This is a genomic window from Paraburkholderia sprentiae WSM5005 (assembly GCF_001865575.2).
GTDB classification, from domain to species: Bacteria; Pseudomonadota; Gammaproteobacteria; order Burkholderiales; family Burkholderiaceae; genus Paraburkholderia; species Paraburkholderia sprentiae.
On record NZ_CP017563.2, the window covers coordinates 633,856 to 652,180 of the forward strand.

General features: G+C 61.8%; 19 protein-coding genes. 9 read left to right on the forward strand and 10 right to left on the reverse strand.

Translation table 11 applies throughout. The features are described 5' to 3' along the window. The first annotated feature begins 205 nt into the window (after positions 1–205). Together bktB and BJG93_RS31470 are read left to right on the forward strand one after the other, a co-directional pair. Positions 206–1,387 carry a beta-ketothiolase BktB gene (gene bktB, locus BJG93_RS31465; protein ID WP_027194377.1) on the forward strand — a complete coding sequence of 394 codons (1,182 nt, stop codon included), beginning with the start codon at positions 206–208 and terminating at the stop codon, positions 1,385–1,387. Between the two features lie 43 nt (positions 1,388–1,430). Further along, a complete protein-coding gene (locus tag BJG93_RS31470) occupies positions 1,431–3,128 on the forward strand; it encodes an MBL fold metallo-hydrolase (protein WP_051374185.1) in 1,698 nt (565 codons plus the stop codon). Between the two features lie 125 nt (positions 3,129–3,253). On the opposite strand, the gene BJG93_RS31475 is transcribed toward BJG93_RS31470, so the two are convergent. The 5 genes from BJG93_RS31475 to BJG93_RS31495 all read right to left on the reverse strand — a co-directional run bounded on the left by BJG93_RS31475 (position 3,254) and on the right by BJG93_RS31495 (position 6,547). Further along, on the reverse strand, positions 3,254–3,796 hold the full coding sequence (locus BJG93_RS31475) for a nuclear transport factor 2 family protein (protein WP_027194378.1): 543 nt from the start codon (positions 3,794–3,796) through the stop codon (positions 3,254–3,256). Between the two features lie 11 nt (positions 3,797–3,807). Continuing rightward, positions 3,808–4,011, reverse strand: a complete 204-nt coding sequence (locus tag BJG93_RS31480) for a hypothetical protein (RefSeq protein WP_231337624.1) — start codon at positions 4,009–4,011, stop codon at positions 3,808–3,810. A 107-nt stretch (positions 4,012–4,118) separates the two neighbouring features. Further along, on the reverse strand, positions 4,119–4,316 hold the full coding sequence (locus tag BJG93_RS31485) for a hypothetical protein (protein WP_027194380.1): 198 nt from the start codon (positions 4,314–4,316) through the stop codon (positions 4,119–4,121). A 283-nt stretch (positions 4,317–4,599) separates the two neighbouring features. Next, positions 4,600–5,385: an SDR family NAD(P)-dependent oxidoreductase gene (locus BJG93_RS31490; RefSeq protein WP_027194381.1), complete on the reverse strand. Its 786-nt coding sequence runs from the start codon at positions 5,383–5,385 to the stop codon at positions 4,600–4,602. A gap of 151 nt (positions 5,386–5,536) precedes the next feature. Next, entirely contained in the window at positions 5,537–6,547 is a 1,011-nt protein-coding gene (locus BJG93_RS31495) for a LysR family transcriptional regulator (RefSeq protein WP_231337625.1), read from the reverse strand. Positions 6,548–6,583: 36 nt separating this feature from the next. Between BJG93_RS31495 and BJG93_RS31500 the strand changes: the two genes are divergently transcribed. Further along, positions 6,584–7,591 carry a LysR family transcriptional regulator gene (locus BJG93_RS31500; protein ID WP_231337626.1) on the forward strand — a complete coding sequence of 336 codons (1,008 nt, stop codon included), beginning with the start codon at positions 6,584–6,586 and terminating at the stop codon, positions 7,589–7,591. 13 nt (positions 7,592–7,604) lie between these two features. Here the strand turns inward: BJG93_RS31500 and BJG93_RS31505 are convergent, their stop codons facing one another. Next, on the reverse strand, positions 7,605–8,453 hold the full coding sequence (locus BJG93_RS31505) for a GlxA family transcriptional regulator (RefSeq protein WP_231337627.1): 849 nt from the start codon (positions 8,451–8,453) through the stop codon (positions 7,605–7,607). 210 nt (positions 8,454–8,663) lie between these two features. Between BJG93_RS31505 and BJG93_RS31510 the strand changes: the two genes are divergently transcribed. From BJG93_RS31510 to BJG93_RS31525, 4 genes are all read left to right on the forward strand, one after another. Continuing rightward, complete coding sequence (locus BJG93_RS31510; protein ID WP_231337628.1) at positions 8,664–9,188, forward strand: carboxymuconolactone decarboxylase family protein; 525 nt, start codon at positions 8,664–8,666, stop codon at positions 9,186–9,188. Positions 9,189–9,228: 40 nt separating this feature from the next. Continuing rightward, positions 9,229–10,212: a phytanoyl-CoA dioxygenase family protein gene (locus BJG93_RS31515; protein WP_027194385.1), complete on the forward strand. Its 984-nt coding sequence runs from the start codon at positions 9,229–9,231 to the stop codon at positions 10,210–10,212. Positions 10,213–10,311: 99 nt separating this feature from the next. Further along, the gene (locus tag BJG93_RS31520) at positions 10,312–11,160 is read left to right on the forward strand and encodes an alpha/beta fold hydrolase (RefSeq protein WP_027194386.1); all 849 of its coding nucleotides are present in this window, start codon (positions 10,312–10,314) and stop codon (positions 11,158–11,160) included. Then, complete coding sequence (locus BJG93_RS31525; RefSeq protein WP_027194387.1) at positions 11,157–12,737, forward strand: AMP-binding protein; 1,581 nt, start codon at positions 11,157–11,159, stop codon at positions 12,735–12,737. The genes BJG93_RS31520 and BJG93_RS31525 overlap by 4 nt, the downstream gene beginning before the upstream one ends. An 18-nt stretch (positions 12,738–12,755) precedes the next feature. Here BJG93_RS31525 and BJG93_RS31530 read toward each other — a convergent pair whose 3' ends face one another. The 3 genes from BJG93_RS31530 to BJG93_RS31540 all read right to left on the reverse strand — a co-directional run bounded on the left by BJG93_RS31530 (position 12,756) and on the right by BJG93_RS31540 (position 15,982). Next, positions 12,756–13,559 (reverse strand): enoyl-CoA hydratase-related protein, encoded by an 804-nt coding sequence (locus BJG93_RS31530; RefSeq protein WP_231337629.1) that lies wholly within the window; start codon positions 13,557–13,559, stop codon positions 12,756–12,758. Positions 13,560–13,674: 115 nt separating this feature from the next. Further along, a complete protein-coding gene (locus BJG93_RS31535) occupies positions 13,675–14,625 on the reverse strand; it encodes a spirocyclase AveC family protein (protein ID WP_027194389.1) in 951 nt (316 codons plus the stop codon). Positions 14,626–14,734: 109 nt separating this feature from the next. Then, positions 14,735–15,982, reverse strand: coding sequence for an ecdysteroid 22-kinase family protein (locus BJG93_RS31540; RefSeq protein WP_231337630.1), 1,248 nt, complete (start codon positions 15,980–15,982; stop codon positions 14,735–14,737). A 237-nt stretch (positions 15,983–16,219) separates the two neighbouring features. Here BJG93_RS31540 and BJG93_RS31545 point away from each other — a divergent pair, with 237 nt between their 5' ends. Continuing rightward, positions 16,220–17,023: an SDR family NAD(P)-dependent oxidoreductase gene (locus BJG93_RS31545; protein ID WP_027194391.1), complete on the forward strand. Its 804-nt coding sequence runs from the start codon at positions 16,220–16,222 to the stop codon at positions 17,021–17,023. 79 nt (positions 17,024–17,102) lie between these two features. Then, positions 17,103–17,909: an SDR family NAD(P)-dependent oxidoreductase gene (locus BJG93_RS31550; RefSeq protein ID WP_027194392.1), complete on the forward strand. Its 807-nt coding sequence runs from the start codon at positions 17,103–17,105 to the stop codon at positions 17,907–17,909. Here BJG93_RS31550 and BJG93_RS31555 read toward each other — a convergent pair. Then, positions 17,906–18,283, reverse strand: coding sequence for a helix-turn-helix domain-containing protein (locus BJG93_RS31555; protein WP_027194393.1), 378 nt, complete (start codon positions 18,281–18,283; stop codon positions 17,906–17,908). The two genes, BJG93_RS31550 and BJG93_RS31555, sit on opposite strands and share 4 nt — an antisense overlap. Positions 18,284–18,325 lie beyond the last annotated feature (42 nt).

The window sequence follows — 18,325 nt, forward strand, 5'->3', positions numbered from 1 at the left end:
TACCCGGAAATTCTTGCGGACCGAGAGCAACCAATAATTGAACGTCGATCATGTTGTTGAACAAGCATAACGCGGAATCCAACCCACGTCTATCCGTTGTCACCCACGTGGACACCAAGCCAAAAATACGCTACTTTTATGAACGTCATTCGCATTGTTAAACACCACGCCGGTCGTAAACAATGATCGGGGCCAAGGAGCCATCATGTCGGAAGAGATCGTCGTCACCGCTGCCGTTCGCACCGCGATTGGAGATTTCGGTGGCGCGCTGTCGAGCGTTCCGCCCACGACGCTAGGCGCAACAGTTGTTCGCGCGCTGCTCGAGCGCACGAATCTGCCGGGCGAAGATGTGGGCCACGTGGTGTTCGGCAACGTGATCCATACCGAGCCCCGCGACATGTATCTCGCGCGCGTCGCCGCGATGGAAGGCGGCGTCAGCGCGGATGCACCGGCGTTGACGCTCAACCGGCTTTGCGGCTCCGGACTCCAGGCGATCATCTCCGCCGCGCAGACGATCGCGCACGGTGACGCGGAAATCGCGATCGGCGCCGGTGCGGAAAGCATGTCGCGCGCGGCCTACGTTGCGACCGGCGCGCGTTGGGGCTCGCGCATGGGCGACATCCGCCTGATCGACATGATGGTCGGCGCGTTGACTGATCCGTTCAGCGCTTGCCATATGGGTGTAACCGCAGAGAACGTCGCCAAGAAGTACGGCATTTCGCGCGACGACCAGGACCGGCTCGCCGTCGAATCGCATCGACGCGCCGCGCAAGCGATTCATCACGGCCACTTCCGCGAACAGATCGTGCCCGTAGCCCTGCATACGAAAAAAGGCGAGCTCGTTTTCGACACCGATGAGCATGTGCGATCGGGCGCGACTCTCGCCGATCTCGCCAAATTGCGTCCGGCATTCGAGAAGGACGGCACGGTCACGGCCGGCAATGCGTCCGGTCTGAACGACGGCGCCGCGGCGGTCCTGCTGATGGCCCGTCGCACCGCCGAACAACGAGGCCTGCGTCCGCTTGCGCGACTCGTTTCCTGGGCTCACGCGGGCGTCGATCCGCAATACATGGGCATCGGCCCGGTGCCTGCGACACGCAAGGCGCTGCAGCGCGCGGGCTTGACCGTCGCTGATCTCGATGTGATCGAAGCGAACGAGGCGTTTGCCGCTCAAGCCTGCGCCGTGGCGAAGGAGCTGGAATTCGACAGCGCCAAAGTCAACCCGAATGGCTCGGGCATCTCGCTTGGCCATCCGATTGGCGCAACCGGTGCTGTCATTGCGGTCAAGGCCATTCACGAATTGCATCGTTGCGGTGGGCGCTATGCGCTCGTGACAATGTGTATCGGCGGAGGCCAGGGCATCGCGGTCGTCTTCGAACGCGTTTAGCAGACCTGTCGCAGCCGCCATTCATTCAACAGCAGGGAGTGACGTGGTACGCCCCGAACAATTGCTGCACCCACAACGACAAGCGGTTTCGCCACGCCCTGCAGCAACGATGCTGTTGCTGCGAGACGCGCAATACGACGGTGCACCCGCCGTTGAAGTGCTGATGACACGGCGTTCGGCGCAAGCCAGCTTCGCGCCGGGCGCGTTCGCGTTTCCTGGCGGCGCGATCGACCCTTCGGATGGACAAACCGCCGGCAGCGCACGACGGCGCGCCACGCAAGACGATGCTCAGGCGATTCATGCCGTGGCCGCCATCCGCGAAACGTTCGAAGAGCTCGGCGTGCTGCTCGCATGGCGACACGACGGCACATTCGCCGACGATAGCGATATTGCGAAGCTCGACCGGCGAGCTGCGATCGAGGAACAATGCGTGCAGCATGGCCTGACAGTCGCCGTCGACTGCGTTTATCCGTTCGCGCATTGGATCACCGACCGAGACCTGCCACGGCGCTTCGACGTGCAGTTTTTCGTGGCGCGCATGCCCGTCGGTCAAACTGCGGTCGCGGACGGCGCCGAGCAGTTCGAACCGGTGTGGGTCCGTCCCGACGAGGCGCTGGCGCGCCATGCCGCGGGCGACTTCATGATGATCTTCCCGACCATGCGCACGCTTGAACGCCTCCGCTCGTTCGGCTCGGTTGCTGCCGTGCTCACGGCGTGCGGGTCTGAAAGGTCGCTCTGGCGCAGTTGTCCGCGCGGGGGGATGAGGGCAGGCAGTGTCGTGCGCTGCATGGAAGGTGACCCGCCGTATGGCGAACTGCGCCTCGTATGCCCTGACGGCCAGGTGCTCCACCCCCTCGACTGGCAATCGACCGAAGCCGTCCCGCTCCTGGGAAACGTGATGCGGTTGACCGCCGGGAACGGCGGCTTGATGACGGGTCCAGGCACGAATAGCTACATCGTCGGTACGGCGGCGACCGGCTTCATCGTGATCGATCCGGGGCCGAACGATCAGGCGCACCTTCAGCGTCTTTTCGCGGCCACGGGTGGTGACATTCGAATGATCGTCTGCACGCACTCCCACGTGGACCATGCGCCCGGGGCGAGGCCGCTGCAGTCCATGTGCCCGCACAGGCCACCCGTCCTCGGCCGGTCGTCCGGGCCTGCCGACAGGGCAAGCCATCACTTCGTCCCGGACCGTGAATTGCTCGACGGCGAGTGGCTGGCGCTTGCGCATGATGGCGACACGCATCGATTGCTCGTCGTCTCGACACCCGGGCACGCAAGCAACCACGTGTGCCTGGTCCTTATCGAGGACGGACTGCTATTCAGCGGCGATCACGTTCTGAATGGCAGCACGACCATCATCGATCCTCCCGACGGCAACATGACGGCCTACCTTGCGTCACTCGACCGGTTGGACGCGATTTGCGCCGAACGTGAGATCGACTTCATTCTGCCCGCACATGGGTACGTGCTGGACCGACCGCATGACCAGATCGCCCGCCTCACGGCACACCGTCTAGCCCGCGAGGCAAAGATCGCCGACGCGGTAAACGCACTGCCGACCGGTTCGATCGACGACTGGCTGCGTCTTGCTTATGCCGATGTTCCTGAACGGCTTTGGCCAGCCGCGTCCCGGTCGCTACTGGCTCACCTGGAACGACTCGACGAACAACGTCATCCGACTTCGCAAATTCGACTCAGCTCTCTGCTACCAGCGCAACCAGCCGGCCATGAATGAGTGCGCGCCTCCGTGACCATCCGTCCACGCGCCGCGAGTTTCTGTCGATTGTGGGTCACAGCACGATCACGCCATTACCCAATAGCTGAAAGCCAACGTCGGCTTCTGCCGACGTTGGTTTCGCTTTAAACCTCGCTGGGTTGACGCGTCGTTAGAGGCCGAGCGTAAGACACGTCTTCACGACTTCTTGCGCTGACGCCGTTGCTCATCAGAATTTCGCGCCACGCAGAGGGCACTTGCGCGGGAGTCAGTTCGTTTATCGCTTCGGAGATGCAGACACGAGCGGCAATCGCCCATACGCCATCACGCTTTTCGAAGCGGTCGATATAGCGCCCCACCGCTAAGGTGTCCGGCTTGACGCGATTTTCTCCGAAGAAGAGCCAGTACGTCTCCCCGTGCGCTTCGTCGCCCTGCAATTCGACGCTGTGATTGAAGACCATATGGTGGTGCGACAACTGATGCTCGATATGGTACGCAAAGGCCCAGTCGACGAATTCCTCTGCATTCCCGACGAATGCGCCGTGATCGTCGATTGCGTCAGGATGGTATGCCGACAGCGTCAACTCCCGGTCCATGCGGTCGACCCCGCGGCAGTACCGGTGCACGCATTCAAGTATGTCCTGCTTATCCAACAGTGCTTCGACGCGCGTGCTCAACTCTTTGTTCATGGCTTCTACCGTTAGATAGTCATGGCGACGAAAAAGACCACCGCACCGATCACGGCACCCACGAAGCAGTAACCCTCGCCTGTCGACAAATCGGCTTCCTGCGCTCGCGCGCGGCTCGCAACCGCACATCCGATGATGCCCGCCAATGCCGTCGCCCCAAGCACCGCAAACATCATCACGACGTCGAAGAGTGCCGACCGGCCTAGCTCTTCCATGCGCAGATCGCGTTGCAGCAGCCAAACCGCCGCTGCGGAAATCGACAGCAGTATGAGCGGGAGCCATACTCGACGCGCTTCTCGAGCGCTCTCGCGAGTCAGTGTTTTCATCGCGCCCGGCCCTCCGTGCGCATCTTGCCGAGAGTACGAGGGCCCATCGCACAGAGCACGCGCGCCGCCCAATTCGATTGTTTTGCGCGAGCCGATTCGTCCGGCGAGGGCGTGCCATTTTCAGCGCGCTGGCGACGATGGTCGAACGTATAGTCCGCAAGAGGACCACGTAAATCGCTGTCGAGAAAGTACATCGCATGTCTCCGATCAGGCTTATGCCTCTCGGGCGCTTGCACGGCGCCTCTAGATGGACATCGTAGGCGATGGAAAATGGATATGCAACAAGTCGTTCAATTAAGGGCGTCGGTGTTTTCACTACCCGACCAGGCATGGACTGACGTGCATGCGCGAGCGCCCGTTAGCACACACGGACATGCGTGCTAACGGGTCGGCCATCAATCGAGGAAAGTAAAACGAAGCGCTAAAGCCGCGCTCCGGATGCAGCTTGGCGATTCGAAAATGACATGCCGACGAGCATCAGGAGACCTGGAAGCCACCGTCGACAGCGAGCAGCTGACCGGTGACATAGTCCGATGCCGGCGACGCGAAAAACAACACCGCTCTCGCGATGTCGGAGGCAACGCCGATGCGCCCCAGCGGCATGCGGCCAGGCTGGGTAATCGGCCCGTGGGCCTGATGAACCTTCGTCGATGCAGCCGCGCCCTCGGTTGCCACGCCGCCGGGCAGCACTGCGTTCACGCGAATTCCGTCGGCTGCGAATTCTAGCGCCGCCACCTTGGTGAGGTTGTTCACGCCCGCCTTCGATGCGCCGTAGTCTCCGTTATCGAAAATCACCGGCTGCAGCGAAGCCACCGACGAAATATTGATAATGGAACCGCCGTTTTTGGCACCTTGCATTCGCTTGATCGCTTCACGCATGCAGAGGAAGGTGCCGCGCAGGTTGACGCCGAGCACTTTGTCCCACTTCTCTGCCGACGTCTCGACGAATTGCGTCTTCGGATAGATACCTGCGTTGTTCACGAGAATATCGAGGCGCCCGAGCTTCGCCTGCACCGTTTCGTACATCGCAAGAATCGACGATTCATCGCCGATGTCCACTTTGACCGCGATAGCCCTACCGGACGCGCTTTCGATCTGTTTGACCGTCTGCTGCGCCGCTTCCTCGTTCAGGTCCGCCGCGACCACCGCCGCGCCGGCCGACGCGAGCAGCAGAGCCGTCTCACGGCCGATGCCAGAGCCTGCCCCTGTCACCACCGCCACTTTCTGATCGAGGTTGAATAGACTTGCCACATTCGTGCTCACTGCTCCTCCTTTGGCTCGCCGCGCGAGCGGGTTATTTTCTGAACGTCATTCGCAAAGATAAACACACCACCTCAGAGTGTCAAGGTGAATGGGAAACGAATGACGATAGGAGCAGCGTGAACGAAGCTGTGGAGCGGTGTGACTGTGCTTGTCAGCCCGCCGTCGGCGATGCGATGTCGCGCATGATGTCGAGCATCGAGCGGTGGTAGGGCTTGTGAGGCCTATCCGCCCACACCAGCGACACTTCGGTTTCGCCTGAAGCCGGCACATCCTCGATGTCCACGAAGGCGACGCCCTCCACGGGCAGGTATCGCGCCGAGTCCAGCATCAGACCGATGCCCAGTTCATGAGACACGAGGTTGAGCATCGTGTAGGGATGGCGGGCTTGCTGGGTCACCCGCGGCGATAGCCCCGCCTCACGGCGCGCTGTCTCGAACGCAGCGAATAGCGGCTGCGACATTTGCTGAGGGAACATGATGAGCGGATATCGCGCGAGATCCGCGATGCGAATCGAGGGCTGCGTCGCCACGGGCCACTTCGCTGGAACGGCGGCCACCACACGCAGACGCTCGATGACCACGCTTTCCAAACCTGACACGTCCGCCGAGCTGGTGACTACCACGCCCAGGTCGATGCTGCCATTTTTCACGCTGGCGACGGTCAAGGCACTGCCGCGCTCGATCAACCGGACGTCGACGCCCGGCCATTGCTTGCGAAGCCCCTGAATGGCTAGCGGCATGATTCGCAACGCACACATCGGCACGAACGCTACGCTCAGGCTCGCCAGTTCGTCGGCGGCTTGCCGCACGCGCCGCTCGGCCAGCTCCGCTTGCGCGATCAGCGGCTTCGCCTCCGCAAGTAACGCGGCTCCGGCGGGTGTGAGCGAAACGCCTCGCGGTGTACGTTCGAGCAGCTTGATGCCAAGCTGCTCCTCCAGCCGCATGATCGACTGGCTGAGCGGCGGCTGCGCCATGCCCAGGCGCGCAGCCGCACGGCCAAAGTGCTGGGTCTCCGCGACCGCGACGAAGTGTCTGAGATGCCGCAATTCCATGACGTGATATGGCTTTGATATCGGGTGCCGCCAGCATATCGCCTTTGTCCCGCTGCGGTGCACCGCGGACGAACCCTGGTCATATCGGGTGCGCACTGTCTTGACGTCCAACACCGTTCAACATAGCTTTTGGAATGTGGTTCTAGAATGCGAACAACGACCGAGGCGGTGACGATGCCCGAAATCCCAAACCTGCAGCCTTTCGTTCAGGCCGTCCGTTGCGGCAGCTTCATCGCCGCAGCCACCCGGCTCCAGGTCACACCGCCTGCCGTAAGCAAGAGCATTGCCGCGCTGGAGCGTGAACTGGGCGTGCGTCTTTTCAACCGGACCACCCGCAAGCTCAGTCTCACGAGCGAGGGGCGGCAGTTCTTTGAACGCGTGGCGCCGTTGTTAATTCAACTGGACGAAGCGGTCACGGATGTGCGGCGCAGCCCCGAGCATCCTGAGGGATTGATCAAAGTTTCGGTGACGCCCACGTTCGGAAGGCATTGTCTGACTCCGGTGATCGCGGAGTTTCTTCAACGCTACCCACTCGTCGAAATCGACATCAACTACGACGAAACTGCGCCAAGCCTGGTCAATGACGGTGTCGACGTCAGCATCCAGCATGCGCGGGGACGCGGGACCAACCATGTCTGCCGTCCGCTGTGTGACTACCCTATCGTACTGGTCGCGAGCCGGGACTACCTCGGACGCAAGGGCGTGCCGCAATCACCGGATGAACTAGCGGAACACGACTTCGTCGGCATCCGGACGCCTTTTGGACTCGCAGCGCTTCATCTCGAACGCTTGCCCGGAGGAACACGAAAAGGAGCCGCGCGCAGGGAAAAAACGTTCATTCATCATCCCCGCGGCCGTCTCACCGTGGCGGGTCAGCCGGATGTCAGCCTCATCGCCGCGATCCGCGGCGCCGGCATCGCGCCGTCCTCGGTGCCTGCGGTGCTGCCGTATCTGCATTCGGGAGCACTCAAGATCGTCCTTCCCGAATACAGGGTGCGCGCAGACGAGGGGGACGGTGTGGGGCCACGCATTTACGTGCACTACCCGCACCGCCAGTATCTGCCCGCGAAAGTCAGGGTTTTCGTCGACTATCTCCTTGAACGCCTTCGGACAACCGATATCGGCAAAGCGGAACTCGACCAATATTCGGCCTGAACCCTGGCCGCCTTCATTCGCGGTCCGTGCTACGCCGCCGATACGCGGAAGGACTTGTCGAAACGTGCTTATGGAAGATGTTGCGAAATGCGCGCACGTCCGAATAGCCGACCATCACGGCGATCTGCTCGACGGATATCTGCGTGTTGCGCAACATTCGCTTGGCAGACTCGATGCGCAGTGAACTCGCATAGGCACGCGGCGTCACGCCCAGGCTCCGAGTAAAGCGCCGCAGCAACGTGGCGTGACTGACGGCGAGGAGGTCCGCCAGCGCGCTGATCTTGAAGTCTTGGGCAAAGCGCTGAGCGAGCCAGAATTGCGCGCTGCTCACGAGCGGATCGTCGCTCGTCAGGCGGCCTTCCTCGCGCTCGCCGTCCGTTCCTGTCGTCGATGCGAGCCATTGAGCAGTATGCGGAGATATTGCACGATCGACGAGGCGGGCCACGAGTTGCCACTCGCTTGCGGGCACGCTGCAAGTGTGTACGCCGTCGTGCTCGGCGATCGTGGCGCCAGGGTCCACGCGCACCTTTGGAAAGCGCGACCGGAACAGGCTTCTGAGCACTCGCGGGACTGCCGCTGGGCCGCCGTCGAGCAGCCCCGCCTGCGCGAGCAGCGCTCCTCCCGTGCCGCTCGCGGCCAACACCGCTCCCCGCGCACGCTGCCAGCGCAACCACTCCGTCACGGGCTCGGCGTGGTCGAGGAGCGTTGCGAGTGCCTCTTCGCTGGCCACGGCGAAAGCCGGTACATAAACGATGCGGTACTCCGTATCGCCCAGCAGGTTCCCGTCACTCTCCATCCTTCGCTCGCCGGCGAACTCCAGGCTGTTTCCGTTGGCGCCCAGAAGGCGTACCTGGGTCTTCATCGTGTGCCGGTACGGGGGCGCGAACTGGGTGAATATGTGTCGTGCAATCAGCGCGAATCCGTCTACCAGCGCGCCGACGCTCGACAGATAACTGCCTGGCAGCACGAGTGCGGCAACGTCCTTCACTGGCTCGGCCGGGGCGGTGGGCTTGCGAATTTCGATCCCCCAATATGCAGATTTTGATCCTCTTTCGCCGCGATGTTAGCACGCATGATCGTCGGTATCGCCGGCGACAAGAACGGCGGGGAACGCGGAGTCGCATCCGCTATCAATAGCCGCGCCGCCGCGGTTAAACAGGAGACACAAGTGAAGAGCCTCGAAGAAAAGCTTGCCTATGGCTTAAAGGTATTCGGCGAAATCATGGGTGAAGACAAGGCAGCGGGCTTACGTGCCGCAAGCGAGTCCACCGGCTTCGGATCCGACATTTCACGCCTTGCCATCAACTACGCGTTCGCCGATGTATGGGGCGACGACAAACTCGAGCGCAAGCAGCGCAGCCTCGTGACGCTGGGCATTCTCATCGCCAGCCGGCAGACGCTCGAACTGAAGAACCACGTCCGCATTGCCGTGCGCAACGGTCTGAGCGCACGCGAGCTCGAAGGCGTGCTGATTCAGGCGCTTCCGTATGCAGGCTTCCCAGCCGTCGCCTCCGCTACCACGGCTGTTCTCGAGACGCTACGGGAGTTGGGCATCGATACCACGACCCGCACCTCGGAAGAACGCGGATTGCTGTGAGGCGCCATCGAAAGCGCCCCGCGATGAAAGGAGACAAGTGATGAGCACACCAAGCGTGGATATCGTGCCGACGATGCGCGAGTTCAACGTTTCGAACGACCTGCTCGGCGATCACGCCGCGCTGCAAGAACGCTGGAACGAAGACGGCTACCTGTTCTTTCGCGACGTTCTCGAGCACGAGCCGCTGGAGCGCATGCGCGCTCTGCTAGTCGATCATCTCGACCGCAACGGCTTCGTTGACCGCAACGACCGAGACGTGCGATGGACTGGCAAGGATCGCGAAAATTTCAGCTTCTTTCCCGTGAAGGCGATGAACGAGCAGCGTGCCGCACGCACCGTGATGGAAGACCCCGCGGTTCGTGCATTCTTTCAGCGGCTCTTCGGCGTACCGCTTTATTGGGTACCCTTCACCGAATACCGCACGTCGCCGCCCGCTATCGACAAAAGCCGCACCCGCTTCGACTTCATTCATGAAGATGCGATCTACAGCGACCGCCTCGATTTCATCATCTGCTGGATTCCGCTCAGCGATATCGATGCGCAAGTCGGCGGACTGGCCGTGGCGGAAGGATTGCATAAGCTTGCGTGCCTGCACAGGAAGGACGGCGACAAGATCGTTCCCATCGATCTCGCGAGCGTGCCCGAAGACGCATGGCGCCGCACGAATTACCGCTTGGGCGATGTCCTGTTGATGAGCCGACGCACGCCGCACTCCGGTCTCAGCAATCACTCTGACCGTTTTCGTCTGTCGCTCGACACGCGCATCCTGCCGCACGGCGGAACGTTCCCGTTTGAGCCCCGCCTGCCCTATGTGGGCACGCTGACGTCGATCGCATCGGACCAGATCGTCGTGCGCGACGCGCAGGGCGAACATGTGTTGCGACTCGACGACACGAGTTATCTGCGCGGCCTCCAAGGCAACCGCCTACGCGGAGACGAAATTGCCGGGGTTTATCAGCCGGGATCCGAGGTGATCGTTGCACATGAAGGCGGCCTCGTTCAAACGCTGCGCCCGCAGCATTGATCGTCGTGTCAGGCGCAAAGACGAAGCTTCGTCTTCATCGTACTCGCATAGCTGGTCTGTGGACCGCGTGCGCAAGCCTCAGGTAATGGAACATCCGCAATGAATGACCGTGTCCCTTCATGGTTCGACCACGCCCTGGCCGAGCCGCGTCGATCTCACTTCACCGAAGGCCGCGGGGTCACTGTCCATTATGTCTCGTGGAACGCCGCCGACACCGGTAAGCCGCCACTTGTCTTCGCACACGGTTTTCTCGGGCACACGCACTGGTGGGACTTCATTGCACCCTTCTTCACCGATCGCTTTCGCGTCTTTGCTCTGGATTTCAGCGGCATGGGCGACAGCGCGTACAGGCAGGAATACAGCGCCGACGTTTTCGTGCGCGACCTCGTCGCTGTCGTGGATGCAATCGGCTCTGGACCGTGCGTCGGGGTGGGCCACAGTTTCGGCGGATCGCGTCTGCTCCAGGCGTGCGCGACCTTTCCCGACCGTCTCTCGCATGCAGTCGTGCTCGATTCGTATTTCATGCTACGCGGCGAAACCTTGCCCGTGGTGGAACGACGCCCGCCGCCCCGTCCCTATCCGGACTGGCATACCGCAGTCAGTCGCTTTCGACTCATCCCGGAACAAGATTGCGAGCCGTGGCTGCTCGAGCATCTCGCGCAGACCTCACTTCGCCAAACCGCCGACGGCTGGGTATGGCGCTTCGACCCAAAGTTGCGCAATCTCCAGCCGGTCGAAGGCGAAGAAGACCTGCTGAGCCGCATCGCGGTTCCCGTCAGCTACGTTCACGCCGAGTGCAGCAGCGTCGTCAGCGCCGATCGCGCGCGCCGCATCGTAGCCGCGATTCCCGGCGCGAAGGGTCCGATCACGATGCCACGCGCCGGCCATCACATGATGCTCGACCAGCCACTTGCGCTGGTGAGTCTCTTGCGAGCCTTGTTAGCATGAATTCCGATCTGCGCGAATCGAAAACCGAGCCGTGGTCGAGCGGTTTGCCTCTCGCGGCCCTGATTGCGCGCGCGGTCGAAAAGCACGGCGCGACGCCACTCCATTTTCATACTCAGGGCGGTGCCTACACTTGCACCACCGAGTCCCTGCTGCACGACGCGAGAGAGATTGGCAAGGCACTCACCGCCATCGGTCTGCGTCGAGGCGATGTGATCGCGATACAGCTTCCCACACAGCGCGAAACTGCGCTTCTGTATCTGGCTGTACTGGAGATCGGCGCGGTACTCGTGCCGATCGTACACGTCTACGGTCCCGCCGAAGTCGGCTTCATCCTTCGACAATCCCGCGCCCGGGTTCTGTGCGTGCCCGATTTCTGGTCCCGAACCGACTACCTGGAGCGTGTCGCCGCGCTCGGCGACACGCCCGACCTCGAGCGCGTTATCGTCGTTGGTGATCGGGCGCCCTCGAACGGCATCACGTTTGGCGCGCTGCAACGACTCGCCGCGACAACGCAGGAACACCGCCCTGCCGACCCGCCAACATCGGAAGACATCTGCCTGCTGCTGTACACGTCGGGAACGACGGCTTCGCCCAAAGGCGTGCGGCACTCTCATCGCACCGTAGGCGCAGAGTGGCAGATTCCGTTCATCGATGGGCCAGGGCCGTATCTGACGCCCTTCCCTGCTGGCCACATCGCAGGCTTCAATTTCCTGTTGCGTCCATTCATTACAGGCACCGAAATGGTGTTCATGGACCGATGGGACGCCTCGCTTGCCGCGCGACTGGTCGACGAGTATCGCGTGCGCCTTTCGGGCGGCACACCGTTTCATCTCCAGGGGCTCCTCGAAGCCGCCCGCCGCGACGGGCGCAGCCTGGCGTCCCTCGCTTCTTACGGTCTGGGCGGCACGGGTGTCACGCCGGAGCACGTCGCCATGGCCGATCGCGCCGGATTCGCGGGAACCCGCGCGTACGGGCTGACCGAGCATTCGACAGTGAGTGTCGGCTGGGCCGATTCGCCTTTTGACATCCGGGCCTGCACGGACGGCCGCATTCAACCCGGCTCGCGGGTGCGCATTGTCGACGAGTTGGACAGCGACCTGCCTGCTGGACGCGACGGCGAGATTCTGCTCAAGGGACCGGAGCTGTTTGTCGGCTACACCGACCCGGCGCTCAATGCGGCCGCGTTCACTCACGACGGATGGTTCCGGACCGGCGATATCGGCCGTGTCGACGAAAACGGCTGCCTGACCATCACGGACCGAAAGAAGGACATCGTGATTCGCGGGGGAGAGAATATATCGTCGCTCGAAGTAGAACGAGTACTTGCCGCTCACCCGGCCGTGCGCGATGTCGCCGTCGTGGCGCAGCCAGACGCACGATATGGCGAAAGAGTCTGCGCGGTCGTCGTCTTGCGCGAACGCACGTCGCTCGACTTGAGCGCAGTTCAGGCCCACTTTGCCGCCGCCGGCGTGGCGAAGCAAAAGACGCCCGAGCAACTTCACATCGTTGCAGAACTGCCGCGCACGCCTTCGGGAAAGGTGCGCAAAGGCGACCTGCGCAAGCAACTTTCCGCGTAGCAGTAAATCAGCGGGTGCTTATCGAGCGGCGCCATCCCGGCGCGACTTGAAAAACCGATCTCGCTGCGTGGACACCTGATCGGACGAAACAAGCCGATCGTAGATCGCACGCGCTGCGGCCATGCCGGCGTCGAAATCGGGCGACTCGGCTGCGGCGGCGATGGCATTCAGACACTCGCTTTCTATTGCATCGCGACAGCCGAGGCGTGAGCGCGCTTCAGCGACAATGGAAACCGGGTCGTCATCAGGCAATGGCAACCGGCGAATCAATGGCAACGATGTACCGCCTATCTTCTCTCGCGCAAGCTCGATCGCAAGGCGCGACATTTCATGCTCATCGCCATCGACGATCCGGTCAAATAACGCGGTGCCCCGGAAGGTTCCCGCGCACACGATTTGAGCGCCAAGAATGAATTCGATCGACCTGGCGAAGCCCAGCACACGCGGCAAGCGCTGCGTGCCGGACAAAGGAATCAGGCCGAGCTTGCATTCGGGCAGACCGATCTGCGCATTGTCCGCGACCACACGGTAGTGGCACACCAACGCGGTTTCCAGGCCACCGCCGATGGCAAATCCGTGGATAGCGGCGACAACCGGCTTGTCGCTCGCCTCGATCACCGGATGAACGTGCAGCGACAGCGCCGGCGAAGCTGTGGCAGCGGAAGTGCCGAACTCGCGAATATCACCTCCGGCGGAAAAGCCGCGTCCACTGCCATTGAGTACGATCGCGCGAACCCGCGCGTCGCGCCGGGCCGCTTCAAAGGCAGCGACGAGTCCGCGACGGATGCCCAGAGCTAATCCGTTGACCGGCGGATGGCTCATCGTGACGATAGCGATGTCGTCTTCTACGCGATACTCGACGTCGGCGAAGCGATGCGGCTTGCAATGCGTCATCGGTTATCCGCTGTGGAGTTTGACGATGGCGGGCACTGTGCGCCTAACGGTTGTTAGCAAGCCAGCTCGGCATATCCGCCGGCCACGGATCGGCGTACACCGCGTGCACACCCATCGCGCTCGTGTAGGCCAGGTTCAGTAGGTTGCAAAACGCGATGAAAGCCAGCACCCGAAGCGCCGTGCGCACCGCTGGATGGCACCCGACCCGATCGACACCTCGCTCGATGGCCGTATATCCGTCTTCATCGACGTTCAGCAGAAGGAAGGCCGACGCCACGAAAACAGACGGAAACAGCAGGAACTCATAGACCGGAAACTGGTAGTAGTGACCGCCCCAGAAGGAGACACGCTGGAACGCACCCGGCCACGCGTCGAAGCCCATGAAGCGGCTGGCCGCGATGTCGAGCAACCCCATTGTCATCCAGATGGCGGCAAAGCCAGCGAGTGCGAGTCGTACGTTGCCCGCGCGAGGCCAACGCTTGCGGACCGCGTGCATCGCCCACAACGCGACTACGGCGGTGCCTGTAAAGGTATAGAAGTAGCTTGGCGCGTCGATCAGGATGGGCTCAGCGATGCGAGCATGGGACGATTGCCAGAATGGAATGAAGCGACACCAGCAGCCGTAATTCAGCGCATAGGCGTTATAGGTGAACATCGGGCGAAGAAAGTCCAGCCACGGATCAAGCCAATATGCCGAGAGCCAACCGATCATCATCAAACGCACCGCGTCGACGCGGCGACTTTTGACGATTCCGTAGACATACCAGATCGCTACGGGAATCAGGATCAGCACGCTGACCCACTGGTAATGGTCGATCGTCGCCTTCACGGATTCCGGTAGCGGATCCGCGCCCATCTCGACGGGGCGGAAGTCCTCCGAACGAATCCATGCGACATAGGCACGGATTTGTGCAAAAGCGAAAAGCGCACCGAGCACTGCCCACGCATACACGCGGGGCCAGGTTGTGCTTTGTCGAGCGACCATTTCCGACATGCATTGCCTCCTTTGCACTCCCGTCATTCACATTATTGAATGTCGATCGTAAAACTGTACCCTTGCGGAAAGGGCGACGTCAAGTGCGTATCGCTCAACGCGTGGTGGGTTATCGACCCATGAGGTCATGAATCTCGTGATCGAGTGCCGCCATCGCGAACCTTGGCGCAACTGCACAATTGTTGACTTCGACCTGCCACTCCACCGGATTCACGAGCCAGAAGAACAGCCCATAGACGATGTGGCGCCGGTAGGCATCTAGCGCGCTTTCAATTGACGGCGGGTTGTTGACGCCGTGAAAGGCGAGCCGCTCAAGATAGTATTCGAGCAACGCGCGCTCCCATTTCGGCCGATCCGCGATATCCAGAGCCGATATCAGGAAGTACGTGACGTCATGAGCCCACGGTCCGCGTCGATATGACTGCCAGTCGAGAAAGCCGGGCGTGCCGTCGCGGTCGAAATACAGGTTTCCGAGGTGAACATCGCCATGGAGAAACGTCATCGGCCCGATGCGGTCGAAAGCGCGCAGATCGAGGAGCGCCCGCTCCATCCAGTCACGATCGTGAAACCGCTTAGGCACGGCGGCCCCGCGCGGCAACTGGGTATAGCTGGCGAACACCTCGGGTTTCAACTGGCCCCAGTGATAGGTGCCGGACTCGCCATCGGGCAGCGGGTCTTGCGACGCGAGCCACGCCAGTTCGCCATCGCTTTCGAGCGCAGGCGATTGCCAGAACTGCGCGTGCCACCGCGCTTGCGCGTCCAGGTTTGCTGCCGCCTGTGCAAACGTCAGCGGCCGCTGCACGCGACAGAACTCCACCTCCCGTGAACGTAGATCCTCGAGGATCACGATCGACTGCCCGCTTCGACTTTCGGTCTCTGCGTAGAAGCAGGCAGGCACATTTGCAAGCAAGCAGGGATGGACTTCCTTGAAGAACTTCGCCTCGTATTCGTAGATATAGGCGTTCAAGTTGCGATACTCGGGAACGAAACCGCCCTTGACGATCAGCGACTCCGGCAAGCCGAGCTCGCGCCCTGTTGCGTTGTAAGCAAGACGCACCCTGACTTTGGTAGCCGTGCCGTACATCACCTCGCCAATGGCCAGTGATTCGACGGCTACGCCTTCATGGCTGCGCGCGAGCGCCGAGGTCAGCCACGAACGGGTGATGTCCTCAACCTGCAAAGGAAGCGTGCCGGTATCTGGCTGCGGTCGATGCGATTCCATCTGGGCGGGGCTTCTTTTGGCAACATTCATCTTGGCGCCTTCCTGTGAGGTTGTATGTGCGTTCGCGCCGACATCATCATTGCCGGGCCGACGTTCTCCACGCGCATGTTGCGCGGCCCGTCCGAAGACCCGCAACGAGGGAAATCCCGGCTAGTATTGTCGTTGCGTTTTTAGAACGATGTGCGTATTTTCGTTCACCGTTCCGACGAGGCCCGCTAGCGCGGCGCTGAGTCGCTTCATTGCTGCCGTTCGTTAGCGCGCGGGATTAGTGAAATCAGCTCACTCTAATTGTTCCCCACGGTAACCATTGCGCGTCGGACGTTGCCGCTAGAATTCCTAAAAAACGACACACAGCCCCCTGGAGACAACTCGATGACCACTTCCTTGCTAGAGCGGCTATTCGGCATCAGCGGAAAAGTCGCTGTCGTGACTGACAAGGGATGCAATTCCAGCATCGATATCGCCCCTGTGCTGGCCGAGGCCGGCGCACGGGTCGTAGTCGCCGATCACAGCGCAGCGCATAGGCAATCGGTCGTCGACAAGATCCTTTCGGCGGGCGGCGAAGCAATCGCTATCGAGACAGACGTGGAACATGAAGCCTCGGTGATTGCGTTATTCAATCAAATCAGCGCAGCTTGGGGTAGCCCGGACATCGTGGTCAATTGCGCGGCCATGACCAATAACGGGCCGCTTACCGAGTTCTCCGAAGCCGCGTGGGACGAAGTGATGGCGATCGACCTGAAGTCTGTGTTCTTTTGCATGCGAGAAGCGATCAAGCACATGCTCGCCGCGGGCCGGGGTGGACGCATCGTGAACGTGACGACCATGGGAGCCACGCATGCCGTACTGAATGGCAATGGGGCGTATGCTGCCGCGCGAGCCGGCGTAGCGGGTTTGGTGCGCTCCGCAGCGCTGGACTACGCCCGCGACCAGATTCTCGTCAACAGCGTGCTTCCCGGTGCAGTGCCCGGCAAGGTTCAGTTTCATCCGGATATGCAGGCTCGCCTGCAAACAGGAAAGCTCACGGGACCCGGTACGGATGCGGAGCGACGTCTGCTGCTCGGATGGGGCGATCCCGCCGATATCGCCGCCGCGGTGCTGTATCTCGCAGGGCCATCAGGCCGCTATATGACGGGCCAATCGATTACGCTCGACGGCGGATTTCTGATTAGCTGAAGGCGTCCGCAAACAACCCTCCTGCCTGAAGCGAACCGAACGGTGCGACCTTCATCGACCACTCGAAACGGAGCATCCCATGTTGAGTGAAACCCAGATCGGCGCGCGCCTCGCGCAGATGTTCAATCTCACGGGCAAGACCGCCATTGTTACCGGCGCTGCGCAAGGTCTCGGCCGCGAGACCGCGCGCCTGCTCGCCGAGGCCGGCGCCAATGTCGTGATTGCCGACTTGAACCCCGATGCCGCGTCTGCAACAGCGGCGGATATCGATGCGAACGGTGGCATTGCGATGCCATGCAAAGTCGACGTGGCCGACGAAGCATCCGTCACCGCACTATTCGCAGCCGTCGATGCGAAGTTTGGCTCTGTAGACATTCTGATCAACAACGCGGCGCACCGTTCGAAGGCCGAATTCTTCGACATGTCCGTCGAGCAATGGGATCAGATGCAGGACGTCACGCTGCGAGGTACGTTCTTGTGTTGCCGCGAGGCTATCTCGCGCATGAGGGCGAAGGGCGGCGGCGGCTCGATCGTCAACATTTCCTCGGTTGGGGCGCTTCGGCCTACCCTGTGGGGCGTCAACGTCCATTACGACGCCGCGAAGGCCGGCGTGGACAGCATCACGCGATCACTGGCCAGCGAATTCGCGGTCGACGGCATCCGCGTCAATTCGATCCTCCCAGGCGGCATGGCCAGCGAGGGCGGCAAGAACATCAGCGCGACATTCAAGATTCGAGGGCCGATCGTAGGCGCAGGGCGGGTTCCGATGGGACGAATGGCCGCGCCGATCGAGGTTGCGCAGAGCGTGTTCTTTCTCGCAAGCCCTGCCGCAAGCTATGTCACCGGTCAGATCATCGCCGCGGACGGCGGCTTCACGCTCAGCTAGGCTGCTTCTTCACGCGAAGGGCAGGACGTGAAATGCCCCGGCGTCACACCGACCGCGCGCCGGAAATGTCGGCCAAGGTGACTTTGATCGAAAAACCCGACTTCGGCCGCGACCTCGCACGGCGGGACGCCGTCGCGCAATAGCCGTTTAGCGTGTCGGATCCGCACCATACACACATAGCGATGCGGCGAGATGCCGACCTCTTTGCGGAACAGCGTCGCGAAGCGCGACACACTCAGCCCGGCCGTCGCCGCAAGCGTCGCAAGACTGACGGGCTGCGCGAACGAGCTTTCGATCAAGGCCACGGCGCGCCTGATCGCACGCGACATGACCGCGGTCGTATCGCTGGGGGCGTAGTCGAAGACTCCAGTCATGTCGTATTCCTTTGGGCCACAAGCTCAGGCGCTCCACTCCGA

Excerpts from the sequence above, each read along its gene's own strand:
- bktB (WP_027194377.1), top strand. The coding sequence starts at position 206 with ATGTCGGAAGAGATCGTCGTCACCGCTGCCGTTCGCACCGCGATTGGA.
- BJG93_RS31475 (WP_027194378.1), bottom strand. The coding sequence starts at position 3,796 with ATGAACAAAGAGTTGAGCACGCGCGTCGAAGCACTGTTGGATAAGCAG.
- BJG93_RS31480 (WP_231337624.1), bottom strand. The coding sequence starts at position 4,011 with ATGGAAGAGCTAGGCCGGTCGGCACTCTTCGACGTCGTGATGATGTTT.
- BJG93_RS31485 (WP_027194380.1), bottom strand. The coding sequence starts at position 4,316 with ATGTACTTTCTCGACAGCGATTTACGTGGTCCTCTTGCGGACTATACG.
- BJG93_RS31500 (WP_231337626.1), top strand. The coding sequence starts at position 6,584 with ATGCGAACAACGACCGAGGCGGTGACGATGCCCGAAATCCCAAACCTG.
- BJG93_RS31505 (WP_231337627.1), bottom strand. The coding sequence starts at position 8,453 with ATGAAGACCCAGGTACGCCTTCTGGGCGCCAACGGAAACAGCCTGGAG.
- BJG93_RS31510 (WP_231337628.1), top strand. The coding sequence starts at position 8,664 with ATGATCGTCGGTATCGCCGGCGACAAGAACGGCGGGGAACGCGGAGTC.
- BJG93_RS31515 (WP_027194385.1), top strand. The coding sequence starts at position 9,229 with ATGAGCACACCAAGCGTGGATATCGTGCCGACGATGCGCGAGTTCAAC.
- BJG93_RS31520 (WP_027194386.1), top strand. The coding sequence starts at position 10,312 with ATGAATGACCGTGTCCCTTCATGGTTCGACCACGCCCTGGCCGAGCCG.
- BJG93_RS31525 (WP_027194387.1), top strand. The coding sequence starts at position 11,157 with ATGAATTCCGATCTGCGCGAATCGAAAACCGAGCCGTGGTCGAGCGGT.
- BJG93_RS31530 (WP_231337629.1), bottom strand. The coding sequence starts at position 13,559 with ATGAGCCATCCGCCGGTCAACGGATTAGCTCTGGGCATCCGTCGCGGA.
- BJG93_RS31535 (WP_027194389.1), bottom strand. The coding sequence starts at position 14,625 with ATGTCGGAAATGGTCGCTCGACAAAGCACAACCTGGCCCCGCGTGTAT.
- BJG93_RS31545 (WP_027194391.1), top strand. The coding sequence starts at position 16,220 with ATGACCACTTCCTTGCTAGAGCGGCTATTCGGCATCAGCGGAAAAGTC.
- BJG93_RS31550 (WP_027194392.1), top strand. The coding sequence starts at position 17,103 with ATGTTGAGTGAAACCCAGATCGGCGCGCGCCTCGCGCAGATGTTCAAT.
- BJG93_RS31555 (WP_027194393.1), bottom strand. The coding sequence starts at position 18,283 with ATGACTGGAGTCTTCGACTACGCCCCCAGCGATACGACCGCGGTCATG.